This is a genomic window from Shewanella sp. 30m-14, from assembly GCF_052977125.1.
Genome location: NZ_JBRILW010000004.1, coordinates 1 through 25,578, shown reverse-complemented (window position 1 = coordinate 25,578; position 25,578 = coordinate 1). Strand labels below are relative to the sequence as shown.

General features: G+C 44.0%; 21 protein-coding genes. 7 read left to right on the top strand and 14 right to left on the bottom strand.

Annotated elements, in window-relative coordinates; genetic code table 11:
* From ACVBIU_RS04170 to mpl, 4 genes are all read right to left on the bottom strand, one after another.
* Nucleotides 1–945, bottom strand: coding sequence for an ABC transporter ATP-binding protein (locus ACVBIU_RS04170; protein ID WP_447160936.1), 945 nt, complete (start codon nt 943–945; stop codon nt 1–3).
* Nucleotides 946–1,092: 147 nt separating this feature from the next.
* Complete coding sequence (gene hpt, locus ACVBIU_RS04165; RefSeq protein WP_447160935.1) at nt 1,093–1,626, bottom strand: hypoxanthine phosphoribosyltransferase; 534 nt, start codon at nt 1,624–1,626, stop codon at nt 1,093–1,095.
* 7 nt (nt 1,627–1,633) lie between these two features.
* Nucleotides 1,634–2,287 carry a flavin prenyltransferase UbiX gene (locus ACVBIU_RS04160; RefSeq protein ID WP_447160934.1) on the bottom strand — a complete coding sequence of 218 codons (654 nt, stop codon included), beginning with the start codon at nt 2,285–2,287 and terminating at the stop codon, nt 1,634–1,636.
* Nucleotides 2,284–3,678, bottom strand: coding sequence for a UDP-N-acetylmuramate:L-alanyl-gamma-D-glutamyl-meso-diaminopimelate ligase (gene mpl, locus ACVBIU_RS04155; RefSeq protein WP_447163151.1), 1,395 nt, complete (start codon nt 3,676–3,678; stop codon nt 2,284–2,286). Before mpl ends, ACVBIU_RS04160 begins: the two co-directional genes overlap by 4 nt.
* A gap of 374 nt (nt 3,679–4,052) precedes the next feature.
* Here mpl and ACVBIU_RS04150 point away from each other — a divergent pair, with 374 nt between their 5' ends.
* The 3 genes from ACVBIU_RS04150 to ACVBIU_RS04140 all read left to right on the top strand — a co-directional run bounded on the left by ACVBIU_RS04150 (nt 4,053) and on the right by ACVBIU_RS04140 (nt 7,051).
* A complete protein-coding gene (locus tag ACVBIU_RS04150) occupies nt 4,053–5,369 on the top strand; it encodes an anaerobic C4-dicarboxylate transporter (protein ID WP_447160932.1) in 1,317 nt (438 codons plus the stop codon).
* Nucleotides 5,370–5,497: 128 nt separating this feature from the next.
* On the top strand, nt 5,498–6,142 hold the full coding sequence (gene bluB, locus ACVBIU_RS04145) for a 5,6-dimethylbenzimidazole synthase (RefSeq protein ID WP_447163150.1): 645 nt from the start codon (nt 5,498–5,500) through the stop codon (nt 6,140–6,142).
* A 195-nt stretch (nt 6,143–6,337) separates the two neighbouring features.
* A complete protein-coding gene (locus ACVBIU_RS04140) occupies nt 6,338–7,051 on the top strand; it encodes an oxidative stress defense protein (RefSeq protein WP_447160930.1) in 714 nt (237 codons plus the stop codon).
* Nucleotides 7,052–7,136: 85 nt separating this feature from the next.
* On the opposite strand, the gene ACVBIU_RS04135 is transcribed toward ACVBIU_RS04140, so the two are convergent.
* From ACVBIU_RS04135 to ACVBIU_RS04120, 4 genes are all read right to left on the bottom strand, one after another.
* Complete coding sequence (locus ACVBIU_RS04135; protein WP_447160929.1) at nt 7,137–8,318, bottom strand: porin; 1,182 nt, start codon at nt 8,316–8,318, stop codon at nt 7,137–7,139.
* A 236-nt stretch (nt 8,319–8,554) separates the two neighbouring features.
* Nucleotides 8,555–10,414, bottom strand: coding sequence for a diguanylate cyclase (locus tag ACVBIU_RS04130; RefSeq protein ID WP_447163149.1), 1,860 nt, complete (start codon nt 10,412–10,414; stop codon nt 8,555–8,557).
* Between the two features lie 326 nt (nt 10,415–10,740).
* On the bottom strand, nt 10,741–12,021 hold the full coding sequence (locus ACVBIU_RS04125) for an O-acetylhomoserine aminocarboxypropyltransferase/cysteine synthase family protein (protein ID WP_447160927.1): 1,281 nt from the start codon (nt 12,019–12,021) through the stop codon (nt 10,741–10,743).
* 219 nt (nt 12,022–12,240) lie between these two features.
* Nucleotides 12,241–12,765, bottom strand: coding sequence for a DUF3087 domain-containing protein (locus ACVBIU_RS04120; protein WP_447163148.1), 525 nt, complete (start codon nt 12,763–12,765; stop codon nt 12,241–12,243).
* Between the two features lie 414 nt (nt 12,766–13,179).
* Here ACVBIU_RS04120 and ACVBIU_RS04115 point away from each other — a divergent pair, with 414 nt between their 5' ends.
* The 3 genes from ACVBIU_RS04115 (at nt 13,180) to ACVBIU_RS04105 (ending at nt 16,082) form a co-directional block, all read left to right on the top strand.
* The gene (locus tag ACVBIU_RS04115; RefSeq protein ID WP_447160925.1) at nt 13,180–14,532 is read left to right on the top strand and encodes a Na+/H+ antiporter NhaC family protein; all 1,353 of its coding nucleotides are present in this window, start codon (nt 13,180–13,182) and stop codon (nt 14,530–14,532) included.
* A 108-nt stretch (nt 14,533–14,640) separates the two neighbouring features.
* Nucleotides 14,641–15,357, top strand: a complete 717-nt coding sequence (locus ACVBIU_RS04110) for a DUF998 domain-containing protein (protein WP_447160924.1) — start codon at nt 14,641–14,643, stop codon at nt 15,355–15,357.
* Nucleotides 15,358–15,365: 8 nt separating this feature from the next.
* Entirely contained in the window at nt 15,366–16,082 is a 717-nt protein-coding gene (locus ACVBIU_RS04105) for an RNA pseudouridine synthase (protein WP_447163147.1), read from the top strand.
* A 481-nt stretch (nt 16,083–16,563) separates the two neighbouring features.
* Here the strand turns inward: ACVBIU_RS04105 and ACVBIU_RS04100 are convergent, their stop codons facing one another.
* From ACVBIU_RS04100 to ACVBIU_RS04075, 6 genes are all read right to left on the bottom strand, one after another.
* Nucleotides 16,564–17,118: a hypothetical protein gene (locus ACVBIU_RS04100; protein ID WP_220757020.1), complete on the bottom strand. Its 555-nt coding sequence runs from the start codon at nt 17,116–17,118 to the stop codon at nt 16,564–16,566.
* 144 nt (nt 17,119–17,262) lie between these two features.
* On the bottom strand, nt 17,263–17,985 hold the full coding sequence (locus ACVBIU_RS04095; RefSeq protein ID WP_220757021.1) for a hypothetical protein: 723 nt from the start codon (nt 17,983–17,985) through the stop codon (nt 17,263–17,265).
* A gap of 111 nt (nt 17,986–18,096) precedes the next feature.
* Complete coding sequence (locus ACVBIU_RS04090; protein ID WP_447163146.1) at nt 18,097–19,062, bottom strand: hypothetical protein; 966 nt, start codon at nt 19,060–19,062, stop codon at nt 18,097–18,099.
* Nucleotides 19,063–19,196: 134 nt separating this feature from the next.
* Nucleotides 19,197–19,412 (bottom strand): hypothetical protein, encoded by a 216-nt coding sequence (locus tag ACVBIU_RS04085; protein ID WP_447163145.1) that lies wholly within the window; start codon nt 19,410–19,412, stop codon nt 19,197–19,199.
* Between the two features lie 1,049 nt (nt 19,413–20,461).
* Entirely contained in the window at nt 20,462–22,618 is a 2,157-nt protein-coding gene (locus tag ACVBIU_RS04080) for a S46 family peptidase (RefSeq protein WP_447163144.1), read from the bottom strand.
* Between the two features lie 259 nt (nt 22,619–22,877).
* Nucleotides 22,878–24,077 carry an amino acid permease gene (locus ACVBIU_RS04075; protein WP_447160917.1) on the bottom strand — a complete coding sequence of 400 codons (1,200 nt, stop codon included), beginning with the start codon at nt 24,075–24,077 and terminating at the stop codon, nt 22,878–22,880.
* Between the two features lie 670 nt (nt 24,078–24,747).
* On the opposite strand from ACVBIU_RS04075, the gene ACVBIU_RS04070 reads away from it, so the two are divergent.
* On the top strand, nt 24,748–25,302 hold the full coding sequence (locus ACVBIU_RS04070) for a TMEM165/GDT1 family protein (RefSeq protein ID WP_447160916.1): 555 nt from the start codon (nt 24,748–24,750) through the stop codon (nt 25,300–25,302).
* The last annotated feature ends 276 nt before the right edge of the window (nt 25,303–25,578 follow it).

Here is a 25,578-nt window from a genome sequence, read left to right as displayed (position 1 = left end):
TCATTTCACATCTCCGCTATTTTTACCCTTTTCAACTAACTCAACAAACAGCTCTTCTAGACGGTTCGCCTTGTTACGCATCGATAATACCTGAATACCTAACTCGCTGAGTTGCACAAATACGCTATTTAAGCCCTGCTCTTTAGCCACATCAACTTCCAATGTATGGCTATCGCTAAGACGGCATTCGACGCCGACAAGCTGAGGCTCTATGCTCAAATCGTCTCTTAAATCGAGAATGAAGGTTTCCATATTTAGGCGACTAAGCAGCGACTTCATGCTAGTGCATTCCACCAGCACACCTTTGTCGATAATGCCGATATTACGACATAGCATTTCTGCTTCTTCTAAATAATGCGTAGTAAGAATGATCGTCACGCCCTGGGCGTTGAGCTCAGTTAGGAAGGTCCACATTGAGCGGCGTAACTCAATATCCACCCCTGCGGTTGGCTCATCGAGGATAAGCAGCTTAGGCTCATGCATCAATGCGCGAGCTATCATTAAGCGTCGCTTCATACCGCCTGAAAGCTCACGGGCAGCGCTATTGCGCTTTTCCCACAAATCGAGCTGACTTAGATATTTTTCGGCTCTAGCCAGTGCTACATCGCGTTTTACGCCGTAATAGCCAGCCTGGTTAACCACGATTTGCAGTACTGTCTCAAATTGATTGAAATTGAACTCTTGCGGCACTAATCCAATACACAGCTTAGCCAGTTCTAACTCTTTATCGATGTCGTGCTCGAACACAGAGACTTTACCCGCGCTCTTTTGTACCAGTGAGCTAATCACGCCTATCGTGGTCGATTTTCCTGCGCCATTGGGTCCTAAAAGTGCAAAAAAATCACCTTTATTTACCGTTAAGCTGATCCCTTTAACCGCTTCTACTCCGCCTTTGTAGGTTTTTTTAAGAGAGTCGATAACGAGGGCGGCTTCTGAATTTGCCATGGTTATTTCAATCCATTTGAAAGATATATAAAAACTCCCGCGATTGCGGGAGTCGATAAGGTAATTACGTCTCAAAATGAGCACTCAAATCAGTATGCAATCACAGCCTAATTCCAATGCCTATTTTGTTACGTAATTGATACCTAGTTAGTCCTCTAACGGGACAACTTTAGCGATGTAAGGCAGGTTACGGTACTGCTCTGCATAGTCGATACCATAACCAACGATAAACTCGTCAGGGATAGTAAATCCAATGAAATCAACTGGTACATCTACTTCGCGGCGTTCAGGCTTATCAAGCAACGTACAAAGGGCTAGGCTCTTTGGCTCACGTAGCATCAGCATTTCGCGCACCTTGTTCAAGGTATTGCCTGAATCAATGAGATCTTCAACGATCAGTACATCACGCCCCTGAATTTCAGACTGTACGTCTTTAAGGATTTTTACGTCGCGGCTGCTACTCATCTCATTACCGTAGCTTGATACCGACATAAAATCGATTTCAACATGACCTTTAATACGTCTGCAAAGATCTGCCATAAAAACAACAGAACCTTTCAACAAACCTACCATCAATAGACGGTCGCTATCAGCATAATGAGCATTGATCTGCTCAGCCAAAATATCCAATTTTTGATTGATCTCTTCAGCAGTGATCATCACTTCAGTGGTGTGTTTCATAAAACTCTCAGTAGTCGATGTCGCTAACGTTATGTTTGTCATAACCCCAACGATTCGTTAGTGCATGGTTAACGCCCAAATGGTCAAGAATTCGGGCGACCATGAAGTCTACCAGATCTTCAACCGATTTGGGATTATGATAAAAGCCTGGCGCCGCGGGCATAATGGTCACACCGAGCTTTGAAAGTGACAACATATGCTCTAAGTGTATGGCACTAAACGGAGTTTCTCGCGGAACAACGATTAATTGACCACGCTCTTTAATTACTACATCGGCAGCTCTTTCAAGCAAATTATTACTCATACCTGTGGCAACGGCCGCTAACGTACCTGTGCTACAAGGGCAGATAACCATCTGCTTAGGTGCGGCAGAACCCGATGCAGGCGGCGAAAACCACTCCTCTTTGCCAAGTACAATCAGCTCACCGCCGACGTCACCAAACTGCGCCAGTAGCTGCATCTTGGCTTTATCGCCATTAGCGCTCAGCTGCAAGCCTTGCTCTGTAGCCAATACTACCCTAGCGGCAGAAGAGATCATCAAGAACACCTGATAATCACTTTTCAATAAGATCTCGAGCAGTCTCAGTCCGTAAGGTGCACCAGATGCACCGGTCCACGCCAGGCTGATCGACTTTTCTGCTTTACGGTATGTTGAAGTCATGACTCATTATTTACCTGTTTGCTGCGAAGCTTAGTAAGCAGCTTTTGATGTAAGCCACCGAAACCACCATTACTCATTACAATAATAGTATCAGTGCTAGTCGCTTGTGCTGCGACCTTATCAACAATCTCATCAATATCGAATAAGACCTCGACCGGAATTGAAGCAGAGCGCATTGCAGAACTCACATCCCAGTCGATATTGCCAGCTTGATACAGATAAGCATTACTCGCTAACGCTAATGAGTTAGCCAAGGTATCTTTATGTACGCCGCTTTTCATGGTGTTCGAGCGCGGCTCTAAAATTACTGTGACTTTAGCGTCGCCTACACGCGCACGCATGCCATTAAGTGAAGTCGTAATCGCTGTTGGGTGATGGGCAAAGTCATCATAGACTTCAATCCCATTAACCGTATCAAGCAGCTCCATACGACGCTTAGGCGGTGCAAACTGAGTTAATGCAGCAATGGCAGCCTCAGGTTTAACGCCCACATGTCTTGCTGCTGCCATCGCCATAACGGCATTCTCAATATTGTGCTGGCCGATTAATTGCCAATCGAGCACACCTTGTGATTCACCATCGAAGAAGACTTCAAACTTATGACCATCTTCGGTCAAATTTACCGCATACCAACCCTGTGAGCTTTGTGCAAGATGATAAGTCTCTTGCTCGCTCCAGCAGCCCATATCTATCACTTGTTGCACGCTCGCCGCATCGGCAGGCCATATAACTTTGCCTTCGCCCGGCACGGTGCGTATTACGTGATTAAACTGACGCTGGATCGCTTTTAAATCATCAAAAATATCAGCGTGATCAAACTCTAAGTTGTTAATCACTAAGGTGCGAGGCTGATAATGTACAAACTTAGAACGCTTATCGAAAAACGCGCTGTCGTATTCATCAGCTTCTACCACAAAGAAAGGTGAACCACCAAGACGGGCTGACACCCCAAAGTTTTGCGGTACGCCGCCAATCAAGAACCCAGGCTCATAGCCACAATCTTCCAAAATCCATGCGAGCATGCTTGAGGTTGAGGTTTTACCGTGAGTGCCTGATACCGCTAGCACCCAGCGCTGAGGCAAAATATGCTCAGCTAAAAACTGTGGACCTGAGGTGTACTTAAGGCCACGATTTAATACCGCTTCAACACAAGGGTTACCTCGGCTCATCGCATTACCAATCACCACCAAATCAGGCGCGTCATCTTCACTGCTACCGAGCTGAGATGGATCGAAGCCTTGGATAAGCTCAATGCCTTGCTCTTCAAGTTGCGTGCTCATTGGCGGATAAACATTGGCATCACTGCCGGTGACTTTGTGCCCTTCTGCTCTAGCCAATAACGCTAGACCGCCCATGAAAGTGCCACAAATCCCTAAAATATGTACGTGCATACCAGTCACTCTGATGAATGAAAAATCTGCCTCATTCTACCCAATTGCGTGCCAGTTTGGCAGTTAACTCGCGTTTAAATCTGTTGAGTCACACTCGGCCTTAGCACGGCATAGCTCATTTAAACTATTTACACCAGATTAGTGCCGTGATTTCTCGCCACTATTTCTCGCCACAGGGGGCATGTGTAACTTCACAGTTTTTGCCAAAACTTCGACAAATGATTGCGCCCTATCACCTTGCTGTCATCGCGCTATTTAAGCATTCGGTAACATACGGTATAACTCCATCTTAACAGCGAGCTTCAATGGCACGCTTTATCATTATCGCTCAGTCAATACGCCTGTTTGCGCAAAAATCCTAAAGGAACCCCGCTATGTTTTTCATACATATGCTCTTGTTGTTAACTGTAATTTTTGTGGGGATCCGCCACGGTGGTGTGGCCTTTGGTTTACTCGGTGGTTTAGGTGTTTCGGTATTAGCGTTTGCATTTGGCATTGCGCCAGGCTCGCCCCCTATCAATGTAATGTTGATTATTCTCGCTGTCGTTGCCGCATCAGCGACACTTGAGGCCACAGGAGGCCTCAAACTATTGGTTCGCTACGCCGAAAAGCTACTGCGCAAACACCCAAACCAAATCGTCTTTCTTGGCCCTCTTTGCACTTATTCATTGACTGTATTGGTGGGTACGGGTCACTCGGTTTACCCGCTATTGCCGGTTATCTATGATATCGCCTATAAAAAAGGCATTCGCCCAGAGCGCCCGCTAGCAATAGCCACTGTAGCCTCGCAGATGGGGATCACTGCTAGCCCAATTGCAGCAGCGGCAGCGGTCGTTATTGCCACCTCGATGGAAAACAATCTCGATATCAGCTTGGTTGACGTACTCGTCGTCACGATTCCGTCGACCTTAATAGGTGTGTTAGTCGCATCAGCCTGGAGCCTTAAGCGCGGTAAAGATCTGGATAAAGACCCAGAGTTTCAAGCGCGCCTTCAAGATGAAGAATTTAGAAATAGCCTAGTTGATAGCGAAGTTGAAACTGACGATGTAGCTAAATCAGACAGCACCGCGAAGAAAGGGTTAAGTATTTTTCTACTGGGTATATTGTCGGTTATTGCCCTAGCCATATTCAGTGAACAACTGCTGCCTGAAGGGGTCAAGATGTCGGTAGCAATTCAGTTTATGATGCTATCGGTTGGTGCGGTGATATTACTGGCGACTAAAATTGATCCGAAGAAAATCGTACACAGCAATGTGTTTATCGCGGGTATGACAGCGGTGATCATTATCTTCGGTATTGCTTGGCTAAGTGACACCATTATTGGTCATCACAAAGCGTATTTGATTGAATCAGTTAGCGATATTGTTCATGCCCATCCCTGGTCATTTGCCATAGCAATGTTTACCGCTTCGGTATTTCTTAAAAGCCAAGCTGCAACGCTGACCATCATGCTACCGCTTGGATTCTCATTAGGTATTCCCGCACCTGTTCTTATCGGTGTCCTGCCAGCTTGTTACGCATACTTTTTCTTCCCGTTCTACCCAAGTGACTTAGCCGCCATCAGCTTTGATAGAACTGGCAGCACCCATATTGGTAAGTACATAGTGAATCACAGCTTTATCATGCCAGGCTTTATCGGTGTGGTAACGGCAACGGTTATAGGCTACTTTATCTCTATGATGGTCAATTAGTTTTAAACTAAAATAAAGCTGATTTAGCAAACATATCGTTAAGTTCTAAGGCGTCATATTTTGTATATACGACGCCTTTTTATTATCTCGATTTCATGCAGAGAGCACTATTTCATGCAGATAACCCTATGAGCCGCCAATTTTCAGCCGATGACAGCCTTTTACTTGCCGATATTATTCAACTAAGGCGCGATGTAAGAGGTAATCGCTTTCTAGCTACCGATATTGATAATTACACCATGGATAAGCTACTCAACGCCGCCTTAAATGCCCCGTCAGTAGGCTACTCTCAACCTTGGCAATTTGTAGTCATCCGCTCTGATAACGTTAAACAACAAGTACATCAATCATTTGTTAAAGAAAATGCCGCTGGCGCTAAGCAGTTTAGCTCTACTAAACAGCAGCAATATCAGAACTTAAAGCTTGAGGGGATCATGGAAGCCCCGGTCAATTTAGCCGTTTTTTATCAACCAGTTTCAAAGCCCGTGCTGGGACAGACCAGCATGCCTGATATGGGGCGATTTAGCGTAGTTTGTGCGATTCAAAACCTCTGGTTAATGGCTCGCTCACTCAATATTGGTGTAGGTTGGGTCAGCATCGTCGATCCAGAAGCCATTAAAACAATACTCAATGCCCCCAGCAATAGTGAGCTTATTGGCTATCTATGTATTGGCTATGTTGAAGATTTTCTCTCTGAACCTGAGTTAAAAACTGCTGGTTGGGAAAAACAAAAAAACAAGAGCCAGGTGATATTTACCGAGAGCTTTAACTAATACCAAGCGGCATAAAACTATCGAGATAAACTAAAGAACCGCTCTGCTAGAAAAACCACATTAAAAAAAACTAATTAAAAAATAATTAAAAAAATAGTTAAAAAAATAAAACCCTTTTTAAAAATGACTACGTTTATACATAACAAGATAAACAAACCTTGATAAATCTCATCCGTTTTTACTTTTGGAGTCATTATGAAATCATCAATTATCGCAGCACTCATCTCAGGCCTTATTGCTTCAACTAGCATGATAAGTACCGCTCATGCAGCCGACGGCCTAGATTTTCCTAGCCTCAACACTGTAGGCACAAGCCAGCTCACCGTAAAAGCGGATATGGCAGAAGTTAATGTTGAAGTGGTGATTAAGGCAAAGACCGCACTGGAAGCCAAAACAGAATCAGATAAAGCCGTGGCTCGCTTTTTACAACGCCTAGAAAAAGCTGGCGTTAATAAAGAGCGAGTGCAAAGCGCCAATATCAGCCTACAACCGCAATACCGCTATGAGAAAGATAAGCCTAATCAGCTTACCGGTTATAGCGCTAGCCGCCGCATCAAGGTCACAGTGATGGATTTAGCTAAGCTTAATAGCATCCTTGATTCAGCCCTTGAGCAAGGGATAAACCGCATCAATAACATCGCGCTAAAGTCGAGTAAAGAAACGCAATATGTTGAACAAGCAAGAATGGCCGCGATAAAAGATGCCCAACAGAAAGCGAAGATGCTGGCTGAAGGGTTTGGGGAAAAACTCGATGGTGTTTGGCAGATTAGTTACTTTGAGCAGCGCCCTATTCAACCGGTAATGTTACGTATGAACTCTGAAGCAGCAAGCTTCGATGCAGCTCAAACTTACCAGCAAGGGCAGGTCGTGATCCAAGATAGAGTCGAAGTGACCTATCGCTTAAAATAGCCTTATTAGGTTAAATGAAGTAGAAAAAAGGCTTACCCAGTTTCAATTTCAACTAGGTAAGCCTTTAATGTTATTGAAACTATTACTACAGAATAAAGCGTACGCCTATTGCAACACCATCATCTTCAGGTTTACCCATCAGCTTTTCTTGCTCTTTATTAGTACTGTCAAAGTTACTCAAATCTTTACGGCCTTCAAGATAGAAAATAACACTGTTTTGCCAAATATAGTGCCCGCCGGCAACGAGTGATTCACGCTCAAAAATATCACCGTTATAAGCGTCTTCATATTCGTCACCCGCCTTTAAGATGTTGTACGAGATAAATACCTTAAAGTCATCTTCAAATAGGTAGGAGAAAAGTGACTCTAGACCCGTTGCATCCGGGATAATCCGCCCAATATTATCGGTATCATGGTATTGCTGTTGATTGGCATTTAATGCCGCATAAAACCCGTCGTCGTCCCATGCTCCCCAGGTAACACCGCCACCATAAATATAATCAGTTTCGGTTAGTCGCGAACCATTAGACGATCTCGCTTTAAACTCACCAAAGTTGGCACCAGCAGTGAAGGTCAGCCTATCGGTTGCATCAAGAGTCAGGCCTGCACCGTAGGTATAGTTATACTCAACATGAGTGACTGTTGCAGGAGTCGTTACCATTGCCGCTACTTGGTCTACCGGTTCGATAACATCGAAGGAGTCATCTTTTAACTGTGCCTGCAACGCAAAACTAAACATACCAAAGCTGTTACGGTACTGCAGTGCTTTATCGGCACGGCCCGTACCATTAAAGGAGCCATCTCCTTGATAAGTGTATGTACCAGATGCATTACCATCCCATACAAAGCCATAGTTAGTATTATAAACAACGTCATACCATGCCCCCCACTGCTTACCAATAGCGAGGGAGCCAAGCTTGTCATGACTAACACCGACATAACCTAAGCGATTGCTAAGAAAGTTATCAGTGGTGGTTTCAAAGAAACTTTCACTGCTATATGACAGGTTCGTATCACCAAAAGGGTTTACCCCCCACTCGAGCTTAGCGTAAGCCTTCCAGTCATCAGACATCTCACGTGTAAAACCAATATTGACTCTAGAGCTACCGTTTACGACTTGAGTCTGTCCTTGGGTATCGATAATACGTGCATCAAGGTAGCCGCCAATTCCTATGGAGTTTTTATCATCTTTATAGATTTCAACAGCGAAAGCCGATGGCGTTAAAGCCAATGTGGCAAGGGGTAATATTGCTAGCGCTTTTTTCATGGGATCTCCAACCTTGGTTATCTATTCATCAATCCGTTTAGCGAACATCCTAACTGAAATAGTCTCGCGCTCTAGCACGAATAAAATTCAGCTCTCGCTAAATAAAAAACATAGCAAACAAATGACTTAATACAAGTTTTGGCAGACTTAATCACTTGAAAACAGTGAAATAGGCTTATACTCATTCAGTCACGGGGAAACATGTGGAATATGATAGGGGAATAGTGGTTTCGAACTTAAGCGTAACTCTGGATAAAGTACACCGCATTCTTGCCTGAAAATTTGGCCTTATAGAGTCCCTTGTCCGCCTGATTAACTAGCTCTGTTAAACACCTTTGCTGCCCAGTTAACGCCGTAACACCAATACTCACGGTCAACTCAATAGTCACATCGTCAAATGTATACGCTTGAGCGGCAATCCCCTCACGCAAACGGTCGGAGATCTGCATCGCCTCCTCTTGACTTGTCTCTGGCAAGACAATTAAAAACTCTTCACCACCAATTCGGCCAATTAAGTCTCTCTCTCTTAGCCAACGAGCACCACGTTTCGCCACCGCTTGAATGGCGAGATCACCAACATGATGGCCGTATTGATCATTAATGGATTTGAAGTTGTCGATATCGAAAATGATCACCGCTAAACGTCGCTGCTTCTTAAGCGCTTTATCGACCATACGCTGCCCAAGGCTAAAGGTATGCGCGCGATTAGCAATCCCCGTTAGAAAATCGGTTTGTGCACTAAGCTTAAAGGCTTTGCGTGATTGCCACAAAAACAAGATTGCGATCAGAAGGACTGTGGCCACTAAGAAGAAGATGCTTAACCTTAAGTCATAGATGCGCTCTTTATCGACCACCGCCGCTAAACTCAGCTCATTAATCGCTAGCTTGTTCGCTAGCAGTAGATTCTCGAATTCAGCGACTTTAGAGTTATGATCTAAGGCTAAATCAATCACTTCATTATCAATAATCTGATTATTAGTTTGCCGCTCTTGATCGATCACTTCTAGCAAGATGTTTACCGCAGTTAAGTAATGCTGCTCATCCAAGGCAATAATCGCATTAGCCTTTAGCGTCAAACTGGTCATATTTTTAGGGAAACTACGGTCTTGTTTAAAAATACGCGCCATCGCCGCTGCTCTTTCAACATCTCCGGTTCGCAAATAGGCTTCGGCTAAAAACAGGTAACCACTACTAATAAAGTACTGTTCTTGAGTGGTTTGTTGCAAAGATAGCGCTTTTTCTAAGTGCTCAATCGCTGTGACATACTGGTGTGTTGCCAGTGCAACTCGACCTGCATTAAGCTGGGCAAAAAAACCAAAGTCGATAAACTCTGGCGCCGACTCCGTTAATTTAAATTGCTGCTCAATATTATGCTTTGCCTTGTCCCAGTCACCGAGCTTAACCGCTTCACTAATCATATTGTGCTGCATGTTAAACATATCTTGAATATCGTCTATCTCACTCCATGTTTGATAGGCTTTTTCAAAGTTGCTATAGCCACGTTTATGTAAACCGACCGTACGGTAAAGCGACCCTGTTGCGTTATAAATCATCGCCTTACGGTTATAATTAGTATTGGCTTCAGTTTCAATAAGCAGCATAGCTTCATCAAGCAAGGCAATGCCTTGATGAACATTGGTAACCTTGTTATAGCAAAAAGCATTTTGGGTCAGTGTTTTGGCTAGGAGCTCTTTATCGCTTTGTTGTCGGGCCAATACCAAGGCTTTTTTTCTGTCGACGCAATAAACCAGGGGATCGTTGCTCTTTAAGTAGAGAGCAAAAGAGCGCTCTAGGTAACTGTCGATCAAAACGTTAGATGCACCAAGCGGCTTTGCGATGGCTATAGCTTGATCGTAGCGGGCAATCGCTTGATCAAGTTGACGGTTTTTTTCATATTGCTGAGCATACAAAAAATGCAGTTGGGCTTGGTCTTGAATACTGGCGTGAGTAAAATTTAAATCGAAACTATCAAGAAGGGTCAGTCCATCGGCCGTAGAAGCGTCAGCAAGCTGTTGCTCTAAAGATTGTAATGATTGTGATACTTGCGCGCATATACCCGCTACAGAGGCCAAATAAGCCACTGTAAAAAGTATCATTGTCTTTAGCCATTTTGTTGCAACAAGCACTGCCAACCCAGGTTCTTTTACAAAAATCCTTAACCAGCTTAACACAAACACCTATCCTGTATATAGGCTTGATTTAATAAGGACTTATCATTAGAAGCCCCCCTTTACATAGCCCATATTTTTTATGCTAAAACAGCAGAAAATCGCTTCATATTAATATCAATAAGCAATGAAGATAACGGTAAATATCAATATTAAACACACAAAAGGCTAGCGACCTGCGCTAGCCTTTTGTACTGAATCGACACCAGCAAGAACATGACGGATTAACGCTTCACTACAGCTTGTTCTGTACATTAACTCGCTTTATCTAGTGCCTGCGCCACGTCGCTAATGATGTCATCAATATGTTCGATGCCCACTGAAATACGCACTAAATCCTCTGACACCCCAGCTTTGGCTAATTCTGTTGCATCCAATTGCCTATGAGTGGTTGAAGCAGGATGACAGGCTAAAGACTTCGCATCGCCAATATTAACCAATCGCAAAATCATCTGCAGTGCATCAATAAAGCGCCCCCCAGCCACTTTGCCATCATCGGCCTTTATTCCAAAACTGATGATCCCTGATGCCTTACCACCTGTAATTTTATGGCAGTTATCCTGAAACGGGCTATTTTCAAGCGCAGCATAGTTCACCCAGCTCACCTTGGGGTGCGACGCTAAATACTGAGCTAAGGCCAAAGCGTTGTCACAATGACGCTCCATTCTTAACGCCAAGGTTTCTAGCCCTTGTAACAGCAAGAAAGCGCTCTGAGGCGCTAATGCGGCGCCAGTATTACGCAGCGGCACCACGCGGCAACGGCCAATAAAGGCTGCCGGGCCGAATGCCTGGGTATAAACCACACCATGGTAAGACGGGTCGGGCTCATTGAGTAGCGCAAAACGCTTAGGCTGCGCTGTCCAGTCAAACTTGCCACTATCGATAATTGCGCCGCCAATAGTGGTGCCATGGCCGCCGATGTATTTAGTCAAAGAATGGATAACGATATCTGCACCATGTTCAAATGGTTTACACAGCACAGGCGTGGCAACCGTGTTATCTACAATCAAGGGCACACCGTGCTTGTGAGCAATGGCAGCTAAACGCTGTAGGTCAACAATATTGCCCGCAGGATTGCCAATCGATTCGCAAAATAGCGCCTTGGTTTTATCATCAATCAATGCATCAAGCTGCTCGAAATCATCAAAGCCCGCCATACGTACTTCAACACCTTGACGCGGCAAAGTATGAGCAAACAAGTTGTAGGTGCCGCCATAAAGCTGGCTGGTGCTAACGATGTTGTCGCCCACTTCGGTGAGCGCTTGAATCGCATAGGTAATGGCCGCCATACCCGATGCAAGTGCGAGGGCACCGATGCCGCCTTCTATCGCCGCAAGGCGCTGTTCAAGCACATCTGTCGTTGGGTTCATGATGCGAGTGTAGATGTTGCCAGGCACTTTTAAGTCAAAGAGGTCTGCACCATGCTGGGTATCATCAAAGGTATAAGAGGTGGTTTGATAAATTGGAACCGCTGCAGCCTTGGTGGTCGCTTCCGATTTATATCCGTGGTGCAGAGCTAAAGATTCGAGTTTCATCGCGTCATGTCCTATTCCATTTGATTGAAATACGAACATAACAGTTAGCCATCTAGAAGTCTAAATAATTTTAAAGCCCGAACTTTAAAGCTAAAGTTTGAAAGCTAGAGTTTTAAAGCTAGAGTTTTAAAGCTTGGGCTTAAACTCAAAGTCGCCTGCATTTTAAACGCGACTCGATGGCCCAAGCTGCCCCAATGGTGCAGAGCTAATACAGCAATCTTAAATCTTATCGAGTATTTCCGGCTCAAACTGCTCAGGCGTAATGGCTATCCCTAACGCTGCTATCTTTTCATTTAGCTGCGCCTGATCTTGCTCTACTTTGGATATCGTCAGTGTGTTGTCATCGAGGGTGTAAACCTGCTTTAAGCTAGCAAAGTAAAAACTCAAGATGATAAACGCATTGGTGTCATCATTGTCTGCTGCTGCTTTTATCTTGGCTAATTTTCGATAAATTTGGTTATGTAACTGCTTTAAACGCCAAACGTAATACACTTCTTTGAAAAACGGCTTTTGCTTTTGACTATTGAGCACCGCACTGCAGGTGGCGAGTGCTAAAAGCACACCAATAAAGTTTAAATGAAAATTCCCGGTTGATTCACCACTCGCTGACACTGGAGCACCAAAAAAGTGGATCAGCAACGCGCCAAAAGCTAGCGCCAATATTGCCAAACTTGCCACGAACCCCATGATCACGAGGTTAGTGCTCTTACGGTAGCTTTGCTTATCCACTTCCATCAATTGCATATGGGTTCTCTTATTTAAAGTCGTTATTTAGCCGATGAATAATGCCATGGCCGCGATGAGTAAAGTATATTGCAAGTAGCGCTTAGCCGCTAAAACTAAATATTAAAATGCTAAATGAAAGCACGCTAGCAATATACCCAGCATCATATGGAGCAGTGTCTAATTGGTAACGAGCCTCGGCTACTTAAGCCACACCTAAATAACCCAACCGAGTTCACAAGTTTCATTAATTACTCGATTAGCGGTAAAAACATCTAGACGTCTAAATTGACAGACGTCTTTCAATCTCATATCCTCTCAACTATTGAGATGTACCATTCTATGATTTAGCTAACACTAATGACGAGTCTGTTCCAGCTAGGAGGGCGATGGGAACAATGGTTCAAAGACTGATTGAAGATAAGAGAGATAACATTGACGACTTCCAGTAATGCCCCACAAGCCCAAAACACCGCTGCGGCCACGGCCCCATCATTTTTAGCCCTTACGCCGCTATTTTTGTTTTTAGCGCTATTTATTGGTGCTGGCGTTTACTTTCAAAGCCAAGGCGTAGATTTTGCGTTTTATCAGCTACCCAGCGTAGTGGCAATTTTACCGGCCATTATCTTTGCCATTTTGATTTCAAAGCAAAAGCTTAATCAAACGATTGAAACCTTTATCGCAGGCATCGGTCACTCAAATATCATTGCCATGTGTATGATTTATTTGTTAGCAGGTGCCTTTGCCGCAGTCGCTAAAGCAACCGGTGGTGTTGATGCCACTGTCGCCTTAGGTCTGTCTCTAGTGCCATCTAACTTATTACTACCTGGCTTTTTCGTGATAGCGGCATTTATCGCAACAGCCATGGGTACCTCGATGGGCACCATCGCAGCAGTAGCCCCTATTGCACTTGGCGTCGCTAACGAAGCGCAAATTGACTTAGCCATTATGGCTGGCGCGGTGATCTCTGGCGCACTATTTGGTGACAACTTATCTATTATCTCTGACACCACGATTGCAGCCACTCGTACTCAGGGCTGTCATATGAAAGATAAATTTAAAGAAAACCTTATCTTCGCTATTCCGGCTTCTATCATCACTTTAGTGATATTTACTCTTGCCGGACAAGGTCAAGCTGAGGTTGCACCGCAAGATGTCGACTTCATCAAAGTCATCCCATATCTAACCATTTTGTTTTTAGCCGTTGCTGGTGTAAACGTATTTGTTGTACTCACAATCGGTATCTTACTCGCAGGTATTACTGGCATAACCACCATGGATTACGGCGTGATCCAGTTCGGCCAAGATATCTATGCAGGCTTTGGTAGCATGCAAGAGATCTTCATTTTGTCTATGTTAGTGGGCGGTTTAGCCGCACTAATGCAGCAGCAAGGTGGCTTAGCTTTTGTTAGCCAACAAATTGAAAAGCTGATCGGTCGTTTCTCTAAAGCTAAGGGCGAAGCATCATGCCGCGCATCAGAGCTGGGGATAGCTGCTATCGTGGCAACCACTAACACTTGTGTGGCTAATAACACGGTATCGATTGTAGTTACAGGCGATATTGCTAAAGATCTCGCGCAGAAGCATGGCGTAACACCAAAGCGCGCCGCCAGTATTCTCGATATATTTTCATGTATCATTCAAGGGCTTATCCCATACGGTGCACAGGCGCTATTAGTGGCTTCAACCTTTAGCCTATCTCCGCTAGATGTTGTCACTCACGCCTGGTACTGCATGATCTTAGCTGTGGTAGCAATTGCGATAGTCATCTTGCGTAAACGTCATTAATCAGGCAGTTTAAAGATAGGGTCAGGAAGACCCTATTCTATTAATCAAGGAGTACATGTAGATGTGCTCCTTTTTTATTGTTCGAAAATAACAATAAGCCGGGATCACATGGACGATAAATTACAAGAACAATCAATGCAGTACGACCTTCACCGCCTAGTGGTAGTGATGATTTTTATTGGCGCATCAATTGCGGCAGCAGGCGTCTCTTTATCCGTCTGGTTTGAATATCAAAATATCGGCTTCGATGTATTAAACCGCCGCGCAGACTTTCTCGGTGATTACACCGCCACCCGTTACGCCTTTATTTACAATATGTCCTTAATGATCGCTGGACTGTGCATTTTACTGTCGATGCTAGGGTTATACTTACTTCGCCTTGGTTACTTTAGTCACTATTTGTCGCTTATTGGGGCCGTCGTGGGCTTTGCCATTATTTTAATGGGCGTATTTCCGATTAATTATCTTGAGCTACATAGATTAGTATCCACTTGCTATCTGCTTGGCACGGTGTTGATGTTTTTCCTCTGTATTAGCGATAAATTTAACCGCCATTCTATTTGTAGCTGGCCAGTGTTTTTTTTCAGCGTACTGGGATTTATCGCCGCATCAGCGCTAGTGTTTCAGCTTAACTGGCGCACGTTAGACTTTGATCCCTGTATCAATCACAATATCAAACTGCATTTTTGTTGGCCCGCCATTACCATGTGGTGCCTGATCAATATCGTCATGCTTTGGTGCCTTGCATTCGCGTGGAGCATACGTAAAATTGCAATTAATAATTACCTCGAACTGTCACAGCGTTATCTAGCTGGAGAGCATTAAGCCCATCCATGAGACTTGCAAAATACCTTGCCTTAACCGGCTGTTGTTCCCGCCGCGCCGCGACCCGCTTGATAAGAGACGGACAAGTTCGTATTAACGACCGCCTTGCTAACCATGTTGATAGTGTCACGATTATTGATACTGCAGATGGCCAGCAATGTTTAGAGCAGATTTATGTAAACCAAGAGCTTGTTCGCGCCGTTGAAGCTAAAGCGTATTGGTTATTTAATAAAGCCGTTGGCACCGACAGTCGCCTACTGCCAGACCAGCCCAATAGCCTATTGCATCTGTTGCCTGCGTCACCCCGCCTCTACCCTATCGGCCGTCTCGATAAAGACAGCCGCGGCCTACTGATATTAACCAACGATGGCGAGCTCACTCACCAGTTAATGCACCCCGATTTCGGTCATGCTAAGACTTACCATGTGCAAGTTGACCGCGATTTTGATGATGCTTTTCTTGCAAGCATGGCCGCTGGGGTGAGTTATAAAGATGTCACCACTTTGCCGTGTGTGATGCGTCGTTTGGACTCTGATAAGTACCAGATTACTTTAACTCAGGGGTTAAACCGTCAAATTCGGCGTATGTCTCAGGCGTTGGGGTTTAAGGTTATCGACCTTAAACGGGTATCGATTCAAAGTTTGCAGCTTGGGAATTTGCCAGAGGGTTCTATGCGACCTTTGAGTTCCGTTGAGCTGACGGAATTGTTAGCTTCTGTTGCTTAGGTTCTAGGTTAGAGTTAACCATTAAACTTTTTCAATCAGGCTGCGCCTGACTTCTAAGTTAGACTTCGTCTAACAACTAAAGTCGAGCCGCCCCGACGAAGTTGTTGATCCTCAGTTATTTTCGAAAATCGCTATCGCCTCATATTCGCCGTCCATGGCTCACCTAAGGCTACCTCGTCATCCATGACTCGCTCACGCGATTGTTCTTCAACACCTTCGGCAACTCCGATGGGGAATAGGTGTTTTCTGTAAGTTAATAATGGACTGGAAGCTTGGATAATGGCTGAGACTAAAACATTTCTAACGCACTTTTGGACAAAAACGAGCTAGAACTCAGGCTCTAAATTTGAGTCTTGGGGTTAGTAAATCTATGGTGTTCGACCATGCAGTAACGCCCGCATAACTGGCTAATAAAGCTTGATTACAATTGGCGAAGCACGAACCAAGCCAAGCTTTATTAGTCCATGCGTTGATGCGTTTGTTATGTGAAATTACACTCGGAACATAGTTCTTTAGCGACTTTTGTGCTCAACGTTGGAAATAGCTCTTTTAGTCCAGCAGGGTCAGCATTTCCCAGTGAACCGAATTTGATCCGAATACGTTTAGCTGATTCATATACGCCATCAGGTAAAAGCTGAACCAGTTCCAAAGCTCTTTGGTAGTATTTGTTACTAGGTGACATTGGATGTGCTGTTTCACTTTTTGACAAATCTATGGAAAAGGCAACTGCGATACCTTCCTCTAAATAATTTGTATATCCAACGACGGGATTTAATAGGTGGATTGTTTCATGCGCTAACTCATATAACGCTGTTGGCCAATAGCCACCAGCATTATTGCTTAAGACTGCCCATGCCCCGTCATTTTGCACGCGATTTCTTATAAAAGGACCATCTTTTTCGAAAGTGGGTTGAAATACTTCTTTATCATTAGCTTTTTTGCCCACTAGCTTTTCAGCTTCTCCCAATAGAAATTTTTGGAGAGCCCAAACTGAAACTTCCGAATCTTTGGGCAAAACTTTATCAAATACGTACATACATCCTCTTTTTACATAACGCCGCGTTAAGTGGTGAGCAACGCCAACTCCCTACCTAAACCATTGTGACATAAACACTTAAACTGAAGAAAGCCAAAAACGCCATGCGTTGGGAATCCGTCTTAAACGCTTCGTTATATACAACTACACGTTTTCCATAATCTCTTCACCATTTAGAGCAAACAAAATAAATAGCAAAAAGGCTATGGCCTTAAAACTATTCAACTTGCTAACATAATCTGTGTGGATTCCATGAAGTACACCATGACGATTTGGTAGCAATAGTTGACTTTCTACTGTATGCCCTGTTTGTTTAACTAAGTCGCCATCTGTTTTAGATAAGACTTCAGAGTAAACTTCATTAAACATGCGTCTAAACAAACTGCCGTCTTTGTAATGCTGAGATAATAATTCTAAAGAGTCACGACTTATAAAGTCATTTATTTCTTCACTAAACTTATTTTTCGCAATTTTAAATCGACTACCATATAAGCTAACTCCGAATTTATCATAGAAAAGTCCATCAGCTTGGCTAAAACTCAAATGAATCGCTGCCCCATAAAAGCCTACTTCATGGCATTTTTTGATTTCCTCAAAGAGTACAGATCTTAATGGTTTATACTCTGCAAGACTTTTCCAGTAGAAATCCCAATCTTCCTCAATTAACATAATTACAGCATCATCAAAACTCTCATGCTCAGTAATTTCACGATGCAGCCCAAATATAAAGACTTCATTTAGATACCACCCTTGGCTATACGCATAATTAGCTAAATATTTCATATCTTCAGCTTTTTCTGAAGGCCAAGTCTTCGCCATTTCGACTACTTTATTTAAAGTACCTTCTAATTTTTCTCTAAAGCTCATTTTTCCTCCTGCATATAACGCCGAACATAAGTTGCGCCGCGATGAATTCACCAAGCGCACCGTACGTCATACCAAAACTGCCGATCAAAACTCGTCAACCCCATGTTTTTGTTACGTTTCTTGCAGATGAGGTGAAACTTTGAACAAAAGTTTACTCGTGTAATCAATTGCCAAACGAGCTTCTGATTGAGAAACAAACTCTGCTTTATGTATGGCATCATTTCTCGGTTCAACGAGTAAGTTTCGATAATTGTATTCTTGCTGCAATAGGTCAAGATTCAACTGCTTGTCAGCTAAGTTAAAACGCCCTCCAAGAGTTCGATTGCTTCTTACATTTAAACGAACTCCGATCTCTTCATCTGACTTACCACAACTAGAGAGCTCAACCGTAATTAATTCAGTAAGAGCATTTTCAATCGCAGCACCACATTCAATCACAGCTTTGCGATAGTCTTTCTGCAAATACGCACGATTTGCCTCTAAGTAGAGCTTATAAGCCAGCTTTAGTTGAGCCCCAGACGAAGCCAATGAGCACGCTTCAAGAAAGTGAGCATGGGTGACGTTTTTCTGCCAGTTATCAAGACATATAGTTATTAATTTGTCTTCGGTGATTCCTTTGTTTTTGCCGTCTTCACTCCAATGAAAGAGATGAAAATTATCACCATAAGAGTTCAATGTCTGTTCAACTCTCACATTTTGATTAGACATTACTTCTAAATAATCCAATAGTAAGTTCACCCATGACACGAACGATTTATAAATTAACTGACCGTCAATTTCGGCGTCATGAGCATGAAACTCAAATACCACTTTGTGTAGACTAGAGTGACCACATGGATATCGATTAGGCTTGCCCCAAAATATAGGCTCACTTCCTTGCTTCCACCCTATAGCAACCTCAGGTGCTGTTAAGAGCTTCCACAAAGGGTCAGTTTCATTTTTCGTCCAGATTGGAAGATGAGGTATATGTATAAATCCGTTGATTCCACCAACCTTAACCGGATACGAGTTTCCAAGCACAGATTTATCTACATTAATCGGAAACTTGAACTCAAAAATACTGTAAAGATTACTCATAATTCTCCGTAGAAACATAACGCTCGCCTAACACGAACTGTGCTGGCATGTTGTTTTTGCTATGTCTGCTAAAACCATGCCTGCAAACAGTGTCGTTTTTGAGGCGCTTGTTAAATATTCTTTGTACGATAAAACTACCGCAACATAAAATAGTAATCTGTCAGTAGCAACTTCATTTCACTACGAAAGACCCCTTCTGCATCTTTCTGCTGTAACCAGATAAATAATTCTCTGTTATTCATAGAATCTTGCTTAAGCAAAAATTCAGCGTGTAAACCAGGGTTGTTGATTTTCATCTCTGAAGCAATTTTTTCAAGTACAGACTCAATCATTTTAGGTAGATTACTCATAGATATTTAACATTTTAATATGACGCTCGCGCGTTTTGTCGATGATTGCCGGAAAAGTGCGCACTGAATTATTAAATAAAACTCAATAATAACAATAAATTAAACGTCACCATTGAGAATTGTATCCAATACACCTTTGGTAAAAGTGCGCTCGCGCACTTTGCTTGCCTGTTATCCCGCGATAAACGAGAATGCACAATTACACCTTTATAGTTTTTCACCATTATTTCTACATAACCCAACGGCAAAACGCGCATTACACCGGACAAAGTAAGCAATAAAGCCCTAGCTATTACGATATAACTGTACAAAAACACAGTTCAACTAAGCTTGATTGCAAACCACTACGACCTAATAAGTACACCAATTATCCAGTGTAGTTACGGCCGCTGCAGGCGATTAATAACCATGAAGCTGCAATCAAGAATTCACCACTTGATAGCACCAATTCAATAAATGTAATCAACCTTCATTCGAAGACTAGCAAGCTTTGGGGCAAAAATGAGTTACGAAACTCACAGGAAACACCAGTTCCCCATCGGCGTTGCCGAAATGTGTTGGAATAAATCGCGTAATGCCGACAGGGATATCGGCGTAGCTTTCGCGGGGCAGGCCGTTCTTTGGCGTCCATGCCATCACGGCATTTGTGAATCCATTCACATCAGATGCCCCATCGGAAGCGTTAGCTATTTATCCATAAGCATGAGGCCCGTATCTAATGCATGTAACTTCGTCGGGGCGGCAGGGACTCTTTATAAATGAAATGGTCAAGAGGGGGTAGCTGTTGACTCTTTTTCCCCTTCTTGCCCTGTGTGAGCTGGAAGCTCACGACTTTAGTTGTTAGACGCAGTCTAACTTAAAAGTCAGGCGCAGCCTGATAGGTGGCAAAGTCACGGCTTTTATCAAGCGCTGCTTGATTGCTTAAACGTATCGTTCAGACCAGTTTGAACTGGAAACTCAATCTAAACCACCAAAAATCAAAAAAGCCGAAACACCTTAATGTTTCGGCTTTTGCATCCAAAAGACCTATCTAACCTTGGTCTATAAGGTTAATTAACAATTTCCATCTCTTCTAGCAGGTTATCTGCATTATCCAGATACTTCATCACCCAAAGCATATAACGGCTATCCACCTGGATAGAACGGTTAGTCTGTGGATCGTAACCCCAATCACCGATAATACTCTCGTATACGCCGTCAAACAGCAGCCCCACCAGCTCAGCACGGCCATTTAAGGTCGGTGAACCTGAGTTACCACCTGTGGTATCAAGCGTCGATAGGAAGTTAACTGGTACTGAGTCTAGTGATTTTACGTAGTAATCACCGTACTGCTTGTTAGCGATAAGCTCTAACTGCTTAGCTGGTGCGTTAAATGGCTCTACACCTGTGTCTTTCGCCAAGATGCCCTCAAGGCGAGTAAACGGCACCGCTTTAAGACCATCTTCTGGTGAGTACCCTTTCACATGACCCACGGTAACACGTAGGCTTGAGTTGGCATCGGCGTAAACCGGCTTACCTTGCTCAAGGTTATAGGCGATGATGGCGTCCATATACATAGGGCGCACCTTCATTAGCTCACCTGCTAACTGCTTCTTGTCATTTTCACGCTGCATACGCTCATCGTACGTGGTTACTGCGTACTGAATGAACGGGTCATTTGATTGCTTGAAATCAGCAACTGATTTGTCCATCCAAGCAAGGCGCGTTGCTTTGTCTGAAAGCTGGGTATCGGCGTACATCTTATCCAGCGTTTTATTTAGCTCGGCCGCGTTAAAGTTGTTAGTAATACCAAACGCCTTATCAAATGCTGGTAGGCGCTGATCTTGTGGCAGCGCTGCGTAACGGGTTATGAGATCCGCTAACATGGCTTTATCAACACTGGCCGCATAGCGGCGCTCAATGCGCTCCATGCCAGAGGTAAAACGGGTCATATCGCGGTCTTGGAAACCTGGCTCACGTTGCATATCTGGCAATGCTTTTTCGTTCGCTAGACGATATAAACGGTTAGCTGTACTCAGCATGGTGCTGTAACCCATGTAGCTCAGCAGTAAATCACGTTCTTGGCCTTGTTGGCTCTTAGCGATTAACTTATCAAGCTCAGCCAGTACTTTGCCGTATTGCTGCTCACGCTTCTTGTCCGCTTTAATCCAGTTAGCTAACTCTTGCTCTAAGCCTTTACGGTCGTCAAGCATGGGCGATTTGCCGTAGAACTCGATCATCGAGGTAAAGTTTTTAGCATAATTTGCTAGGCCTGCAATTGAGCTTTCATACTTAATGCGCTCATCACTGCCTTCTGGCGCAGTTTCTTTGATGATTTCAATTAAGCGTTCACGTAAGACTTTACCTTCTGGATATGCCCACTCAAATTGATTTTCAACTTCGTTGGCGGTGCGGTAACGGTTGGTACGCCCTGGGTAGCCCGCGACCATCACAAAATCACCTTCGCTCACGCCTTTAGCCGACACTTTCAAGAAGCTCTTTGGCTCGTATGGCACGTTGTCTTTGCTGAAATCTGCAGGCTTGCCGTCTTTAGAGACATACGCGCGGTAGAATGAGTAATCACCGGTGTGACGTGGCCACATCCAGTTATCAACGTCGCCGCCGTACTTACCAACGCTAGCGGCCGGGTTATACACTAAGCGCACATCGCGAATTTCTAGCTGCTTAACGAGGTAATACTCAAGGCCGCCGTGAAAGCTATAAACTTTACAGCGGTAGCCGTCTTCTTTTTCACACTCGGCGACTAAGCCTTTTTCTTTCTGCTCAATGCCTTTGTAAAATGCATTACCGGTTTCGCCCTCAAGGCCTTTTTTCACCTTGTCGGTCACGTTAGTAACACTTTCGGTCACGAAAATGCGTGAGCCCGGTGTTGCCGCTAGCTCTTCGCCAAACGACTTAGCTAAAAAGCCATCGCGTAGCAGGTTATTTTCGGGCGTTGAATTGTACTGGATTGAGCCGTAAGCACAGTGGTGGTTAGTCACCACTAGGCCTTTTGGTGATACAAATGATGCCGTACAGCCACCTAGGCTGATCACGGCATTCATAGGAAATTCGGTCAATTTTGAAATCGAATTAACGTCGATTTCTAATCCCTTCGCTTTCAGTTCATCTGCCATGGCAGGAAGTTGATGAGGCTGCCACATACCTTCGTCAGCTACGGCACCAAAAGAGGTGGCGATAGCTGCTGTCAAAAGCCATTTTTTCATTTTATAAGTCCATTTTTATATTATTTTTAAAAGCATTTATTATGAGTATTTTTAAGATTTTTTGTTGATTGCTTGTGCTTCGATAGTCAATTTTGTTGGGCCCGAAAAACAAAAAAGCCGAGCCATTATTTTCATAATCGAGCTCGACTTTATCATAAGATGCTATGTTGATAACAGATTCAGAATTAATCTCTTACAAAGCTGTTACCTAATCTAATTGATATACTTATTTGTCTATAAGTAGATTAATCTTGGCAAATTATAGCGCCACCCATAGCTGGGCTAGAATAATGGTTGCCCCTGCAACCCCAGCTAAAGCAAGTGCCGTGTTACCGCCACACACCTGATAACCGCCTAGGTTCTGCTTACGCTGACGTAGTGCCATCGCTATCGGTAGGAAGATAATCATCACCACTAACGGAATCGCAGCGTAACCAAGCACCTTGTAGAAACCATCTGGATAATAAAGTGCACACAATAGCGGTGGCACAAAGGTCAGCAGCCAGGTTTGTGCGCGGCCAGCTAGGCCTTCTTTAGCGCGAGTGAGTTCGGCAATATAGTCAAACAAGCTCATGGTTACGCCAAGGAATGAGGTCACCAATGCCAGGTTAGCGAATAGATCGATGAACTGCTGCAAAATTGATGATTCAGCCACACCTTGCAGTGCGCTAACCAACATAGGTAATGAGCCGCTAAATTCATACACGGTTTTGCCACCTAAGGTACCAAGTGTCACCAACAGCCACAGGATATAACACACCAATGGAATGGTTGAGCCGATAATCAATACCTTACGCAATGACATCGCGTCACCATCTAAGTAGCGCACAATCGTGGCAATACACACATGAAAACCAAATGAGGTGAATACAATTGGAATTGCCGCTAACCACAGGTTGGTTAAGTCACCACTACTAACCATGCCTTCAGTCGAGTTGCGCATCAGTAGGCTCATATCCACTTCTGGTAGCAAGTAAGCGACCACAATCACAAGTAATGCGATCATTGAGGTAAACAGTACCCGTGAAACTTTATCAATCCAGCGCACACCAACCGCAATCAAACCACCGAAAATAGCGGTAAATATCAATACAGCAAGCTGGTTGTCCATCTTCATACCAACCAAGTCCATCTTAGACTCAAGCAGCGATGAGCCGCCCATCAGATACACCATGGTTAAGGCGAATAATAAACTTAAGAATGACGCTCCCTGAAAAATCTGCCCCACTCGGCCTAATGTTTTGCCGGTAATAGAGTGCATATTAAGACCCACACCCGTGCGCAGGTTAATTTCAAGCATCAATAGAGAGGTATAAATTGATACGCCCCAGATGGCGATGAGTAAAAGCAGTGCGGGAAGTGTACCAAGTGAAGCTGTTGCCAGAGGCAGGGCTAACATGCCGCCACCGATTGCCGTTCCGGCGACAATGGCAACTGAGCCAAGTATTTTTGAGTTCACAAAATTGTCCTGTTAAATTTTATAATTTATTTTTGTAGGTCAGATTTAGAACGACTTTGAGGGAGAGGATTTTGCAAGTTAACAATAACATTAACAGCCCCCAATCGAATCTGGTCATCATCGACCTTGCGATTCCAATTGGCCCCAACGGCTAGTTAAATAATACGTGTATTCACCTTATCAACATAGCCACTGAGGCTGGATAAATCGTGGAAAATACAGTGTGAATTGCTTCATTACGGCTCTACTCTAAAATTGACTGAGTTGACATTACCAGCTGCGTCCCTTGCTAGCAAGCCATCTAAGCCACTAAAAACCAACTTGGCACGAGTTATTAACTTGCACACAAAACTTAAGCAACACTAGGCTGACCCGCTGCTAATTTTCACAAAAATATAGGCTATTTCCACGCCAACGGCGTTGAAAAATACAACGCAATCGCTATAATGCCGCCTCCGCTTCAGGGGAGTAGCTATCAGTAGAATGACTCACAATGATTTAAGTCTTCTACTGAGTATGTATCAACATAATTGGCCAGATGCCATGGTACATACAGCAGCTCAATGTGCACTAGCCGTTGAGTTTGCCCAGCAAGACCTGAGCACCGCACCTCTTAATTTGGGGAAGAGTTGCTGTGCTTAGAATTGCTATCCCCATATAGGAATACCTCTTGGAAGCACTGCTCGCATCAACATTCACTGTTGCTATTGCTGAAATCGGCGATAAGACGCAACTACTCGCGCTAATTTTAGCCGCACGCTTTAAAAACAAAACTGCCATTATTCTGGGTATTTTTCTATCGACGCTGGTCAATCATTTTGCTGCAGCTTGGCTCGGTCAATGGGCCATATCCTGGATAAGCCCTGAAGTAGGACGCTATCTTGTTGCCGCATCCTTTTTTGCTATCGCCCTGTGGGTACTCATTCCCGATAAAGTCGATGCCGAAGAGAGCCGCTTTTATGCGATGGGGCCGTTCCTCGCCACCTTTGTGCTGTTTTTCATTGCCGAAATGGGCGATAAAACCCAAATCGCCACCGTTGTGTTATCGGCTAAGTATGACGCCTTAGCCATGGTTGTCATGGGCACTACTTTGGGCATGCTGATTGCCAATGTGCCCGTTGTCATCGCTGGGCACTTCAGCGCAGAGAAATTACCGTTAAATTGGATCCACCGCGGCTGCGCCGTCTTGTTTGCGTTACTTGGTGTCGTGACCTTAGTATTTTAGGAAGTTAAAGCTAAGACGGTTCTAGGCTCTAGGCTCTAGGCTCTAGGTTCTAGGTCCTAGGTTCAAGGAAAAGCTATAGCAAATCATCATTTTAGGTCGGCATTTATGCCGTCAAATTTATTAGCATGATTAAGGCTATATAAACTGATGGGCTAAAGCCCAACCTACATCAAAGATATTTGATATTTGATGTTTGATGTTTGATGTTTGATGTTTGATGTTTGATGTTTGATGTTAGCAAAACAGAGCTGACTGAGGAAAAACCAATTGTAGGTC

Excerpts from the sequence above, each read along its gene's own strand:
- ACVBIU_RS04100 (WP_220757020.1), bottom strand. The coding sequence starts at position 17,118 with ATGTACGTATTTGATAAAGTTTTGCCCAAAGATTCGGAAGTTTCAGTT.
- ACVBIU_RS04170 (WP_447160936.1), bottom strand. The coding sequence starts at position 945 with ATGGCAAATTCAGAAGCCGCCCTCGTTATCGACTCTCTTAAAAAAACC.
- bluB (WP_447163150.1), top strand. The coding sequence starts at position 5,498 with ATGAGCCGCCAATTTTCAGCCGATGACAGCCTTTTACTTGCCGATATT.
- hpt (WP_447160935.1), bottom strand. The coding sequence starts at position 1,626 with ATGAAACACACCACTGAAGTGATGATCACTGCTGAAGAGATCAATCAA.
- ACVBIU_RS04135 (WP_447160929.1), bottom strand. The coding sequence starts at position 8,318 with ATGAAAAAAGCGCTAGCAATATTACCCCTTGCCACATTGGCTTTAACG.
- ACVBIU_RS04095 (WP_220757021.1), bottom strand. The coding sequence starts at position 17,985 with ATGAGCTTTAGAGAAAAATTAGAAGGTACTTTAAATAAAGTAGTCGAA.
- ACVBIU_RS04105 (WP_447163147.1), top strand. The coding sequence starts at position 15,366 with ATGAGACTTGCAAAATACCTTGCCTTAACCGGCTGTTGTTCCCGCCGC.
- mpl (WP_447163151.1), bottom strand. The coding sequence starts at position 3,678 with ATGCACGTACATATTTTAGGGATTTGTGGCACTTTCATGGGCGGTCTA.
- ACVBIU_RS04130 (WP_447163149.1), bottom strand. The coding sequence starts at position 10,414 with ATGATACTTTTTACAGTGGCTTATTTGGCCTCTGTAGCGGGTATATGC.
- ACVBIU_RS04085 (WP_447163145.1), bottom strand. The coding sequence starts at position 19,412 with ATGAGTAATCTACCTAAAATGATTGAGTCTGTACTTGAAAAAATTGCT.
- ACVBIU_RS04120 (WP_447163148.1), bottom strand. The coding sequence starts at position 12,765 with ATGCAATTGATGGAAGTGGATAAGCAAAGCTACCGTAAGAGCACTAAC.
- ACVBIU_RS04080 (WP_447163144.1), bottom strand. The coding sequence starts at position 22,618 with ATGAAAAAATGGCTTTTGACAGCAGCTATCGCCACCTCTTTTGGTGCC.
- ACVBIU_RS04150 (WP_447160932.1), top strand. The coding sequence starts at position 4,053 with ATGTTTTTCATACATATGCTCTTGTTGTTAACTGTAATTTTTGTGGGG.
- ACVBIU_RS04110 (WP_447160924.1), top strand. The coding sequence starts at position 14,641 with ATGGACGATAAATTACAAGAACAATCAATGCAGTACGACCTTCACCGC.
- ACVBIU_RS04125 (WP_447160927.1), bottom strand. The coding sequence starts at position 12,021 with ATGAAACTCGAATCTTTAGCTCTGCACCACGGATATAAATCGGAAGCG.
- ACVBIU_RS04160 (WP_447160934.1), bottom strand. The coding sequence starts at position 2,287 with ATGACTTCAACATACCGTAAAGCAGAAAAGTCGATCAGCCTGGCGTGG.
- ACVBIU_RS04140 (WP_447160930.1), top strand. The coding sequence starts at position 6,338 with ATGAAATCATCAATTATCGCAGCACTCATCTCAGGCCTTATTGCTTCA.
- ACVBIU_RS04090 (WP_447163146.1), bottom strand. The coding sequence starts at position 19,062 with ATGAGTAATCTTTACAGTATTTTTGAGTTCAAGTTTCCGATTAATGTA.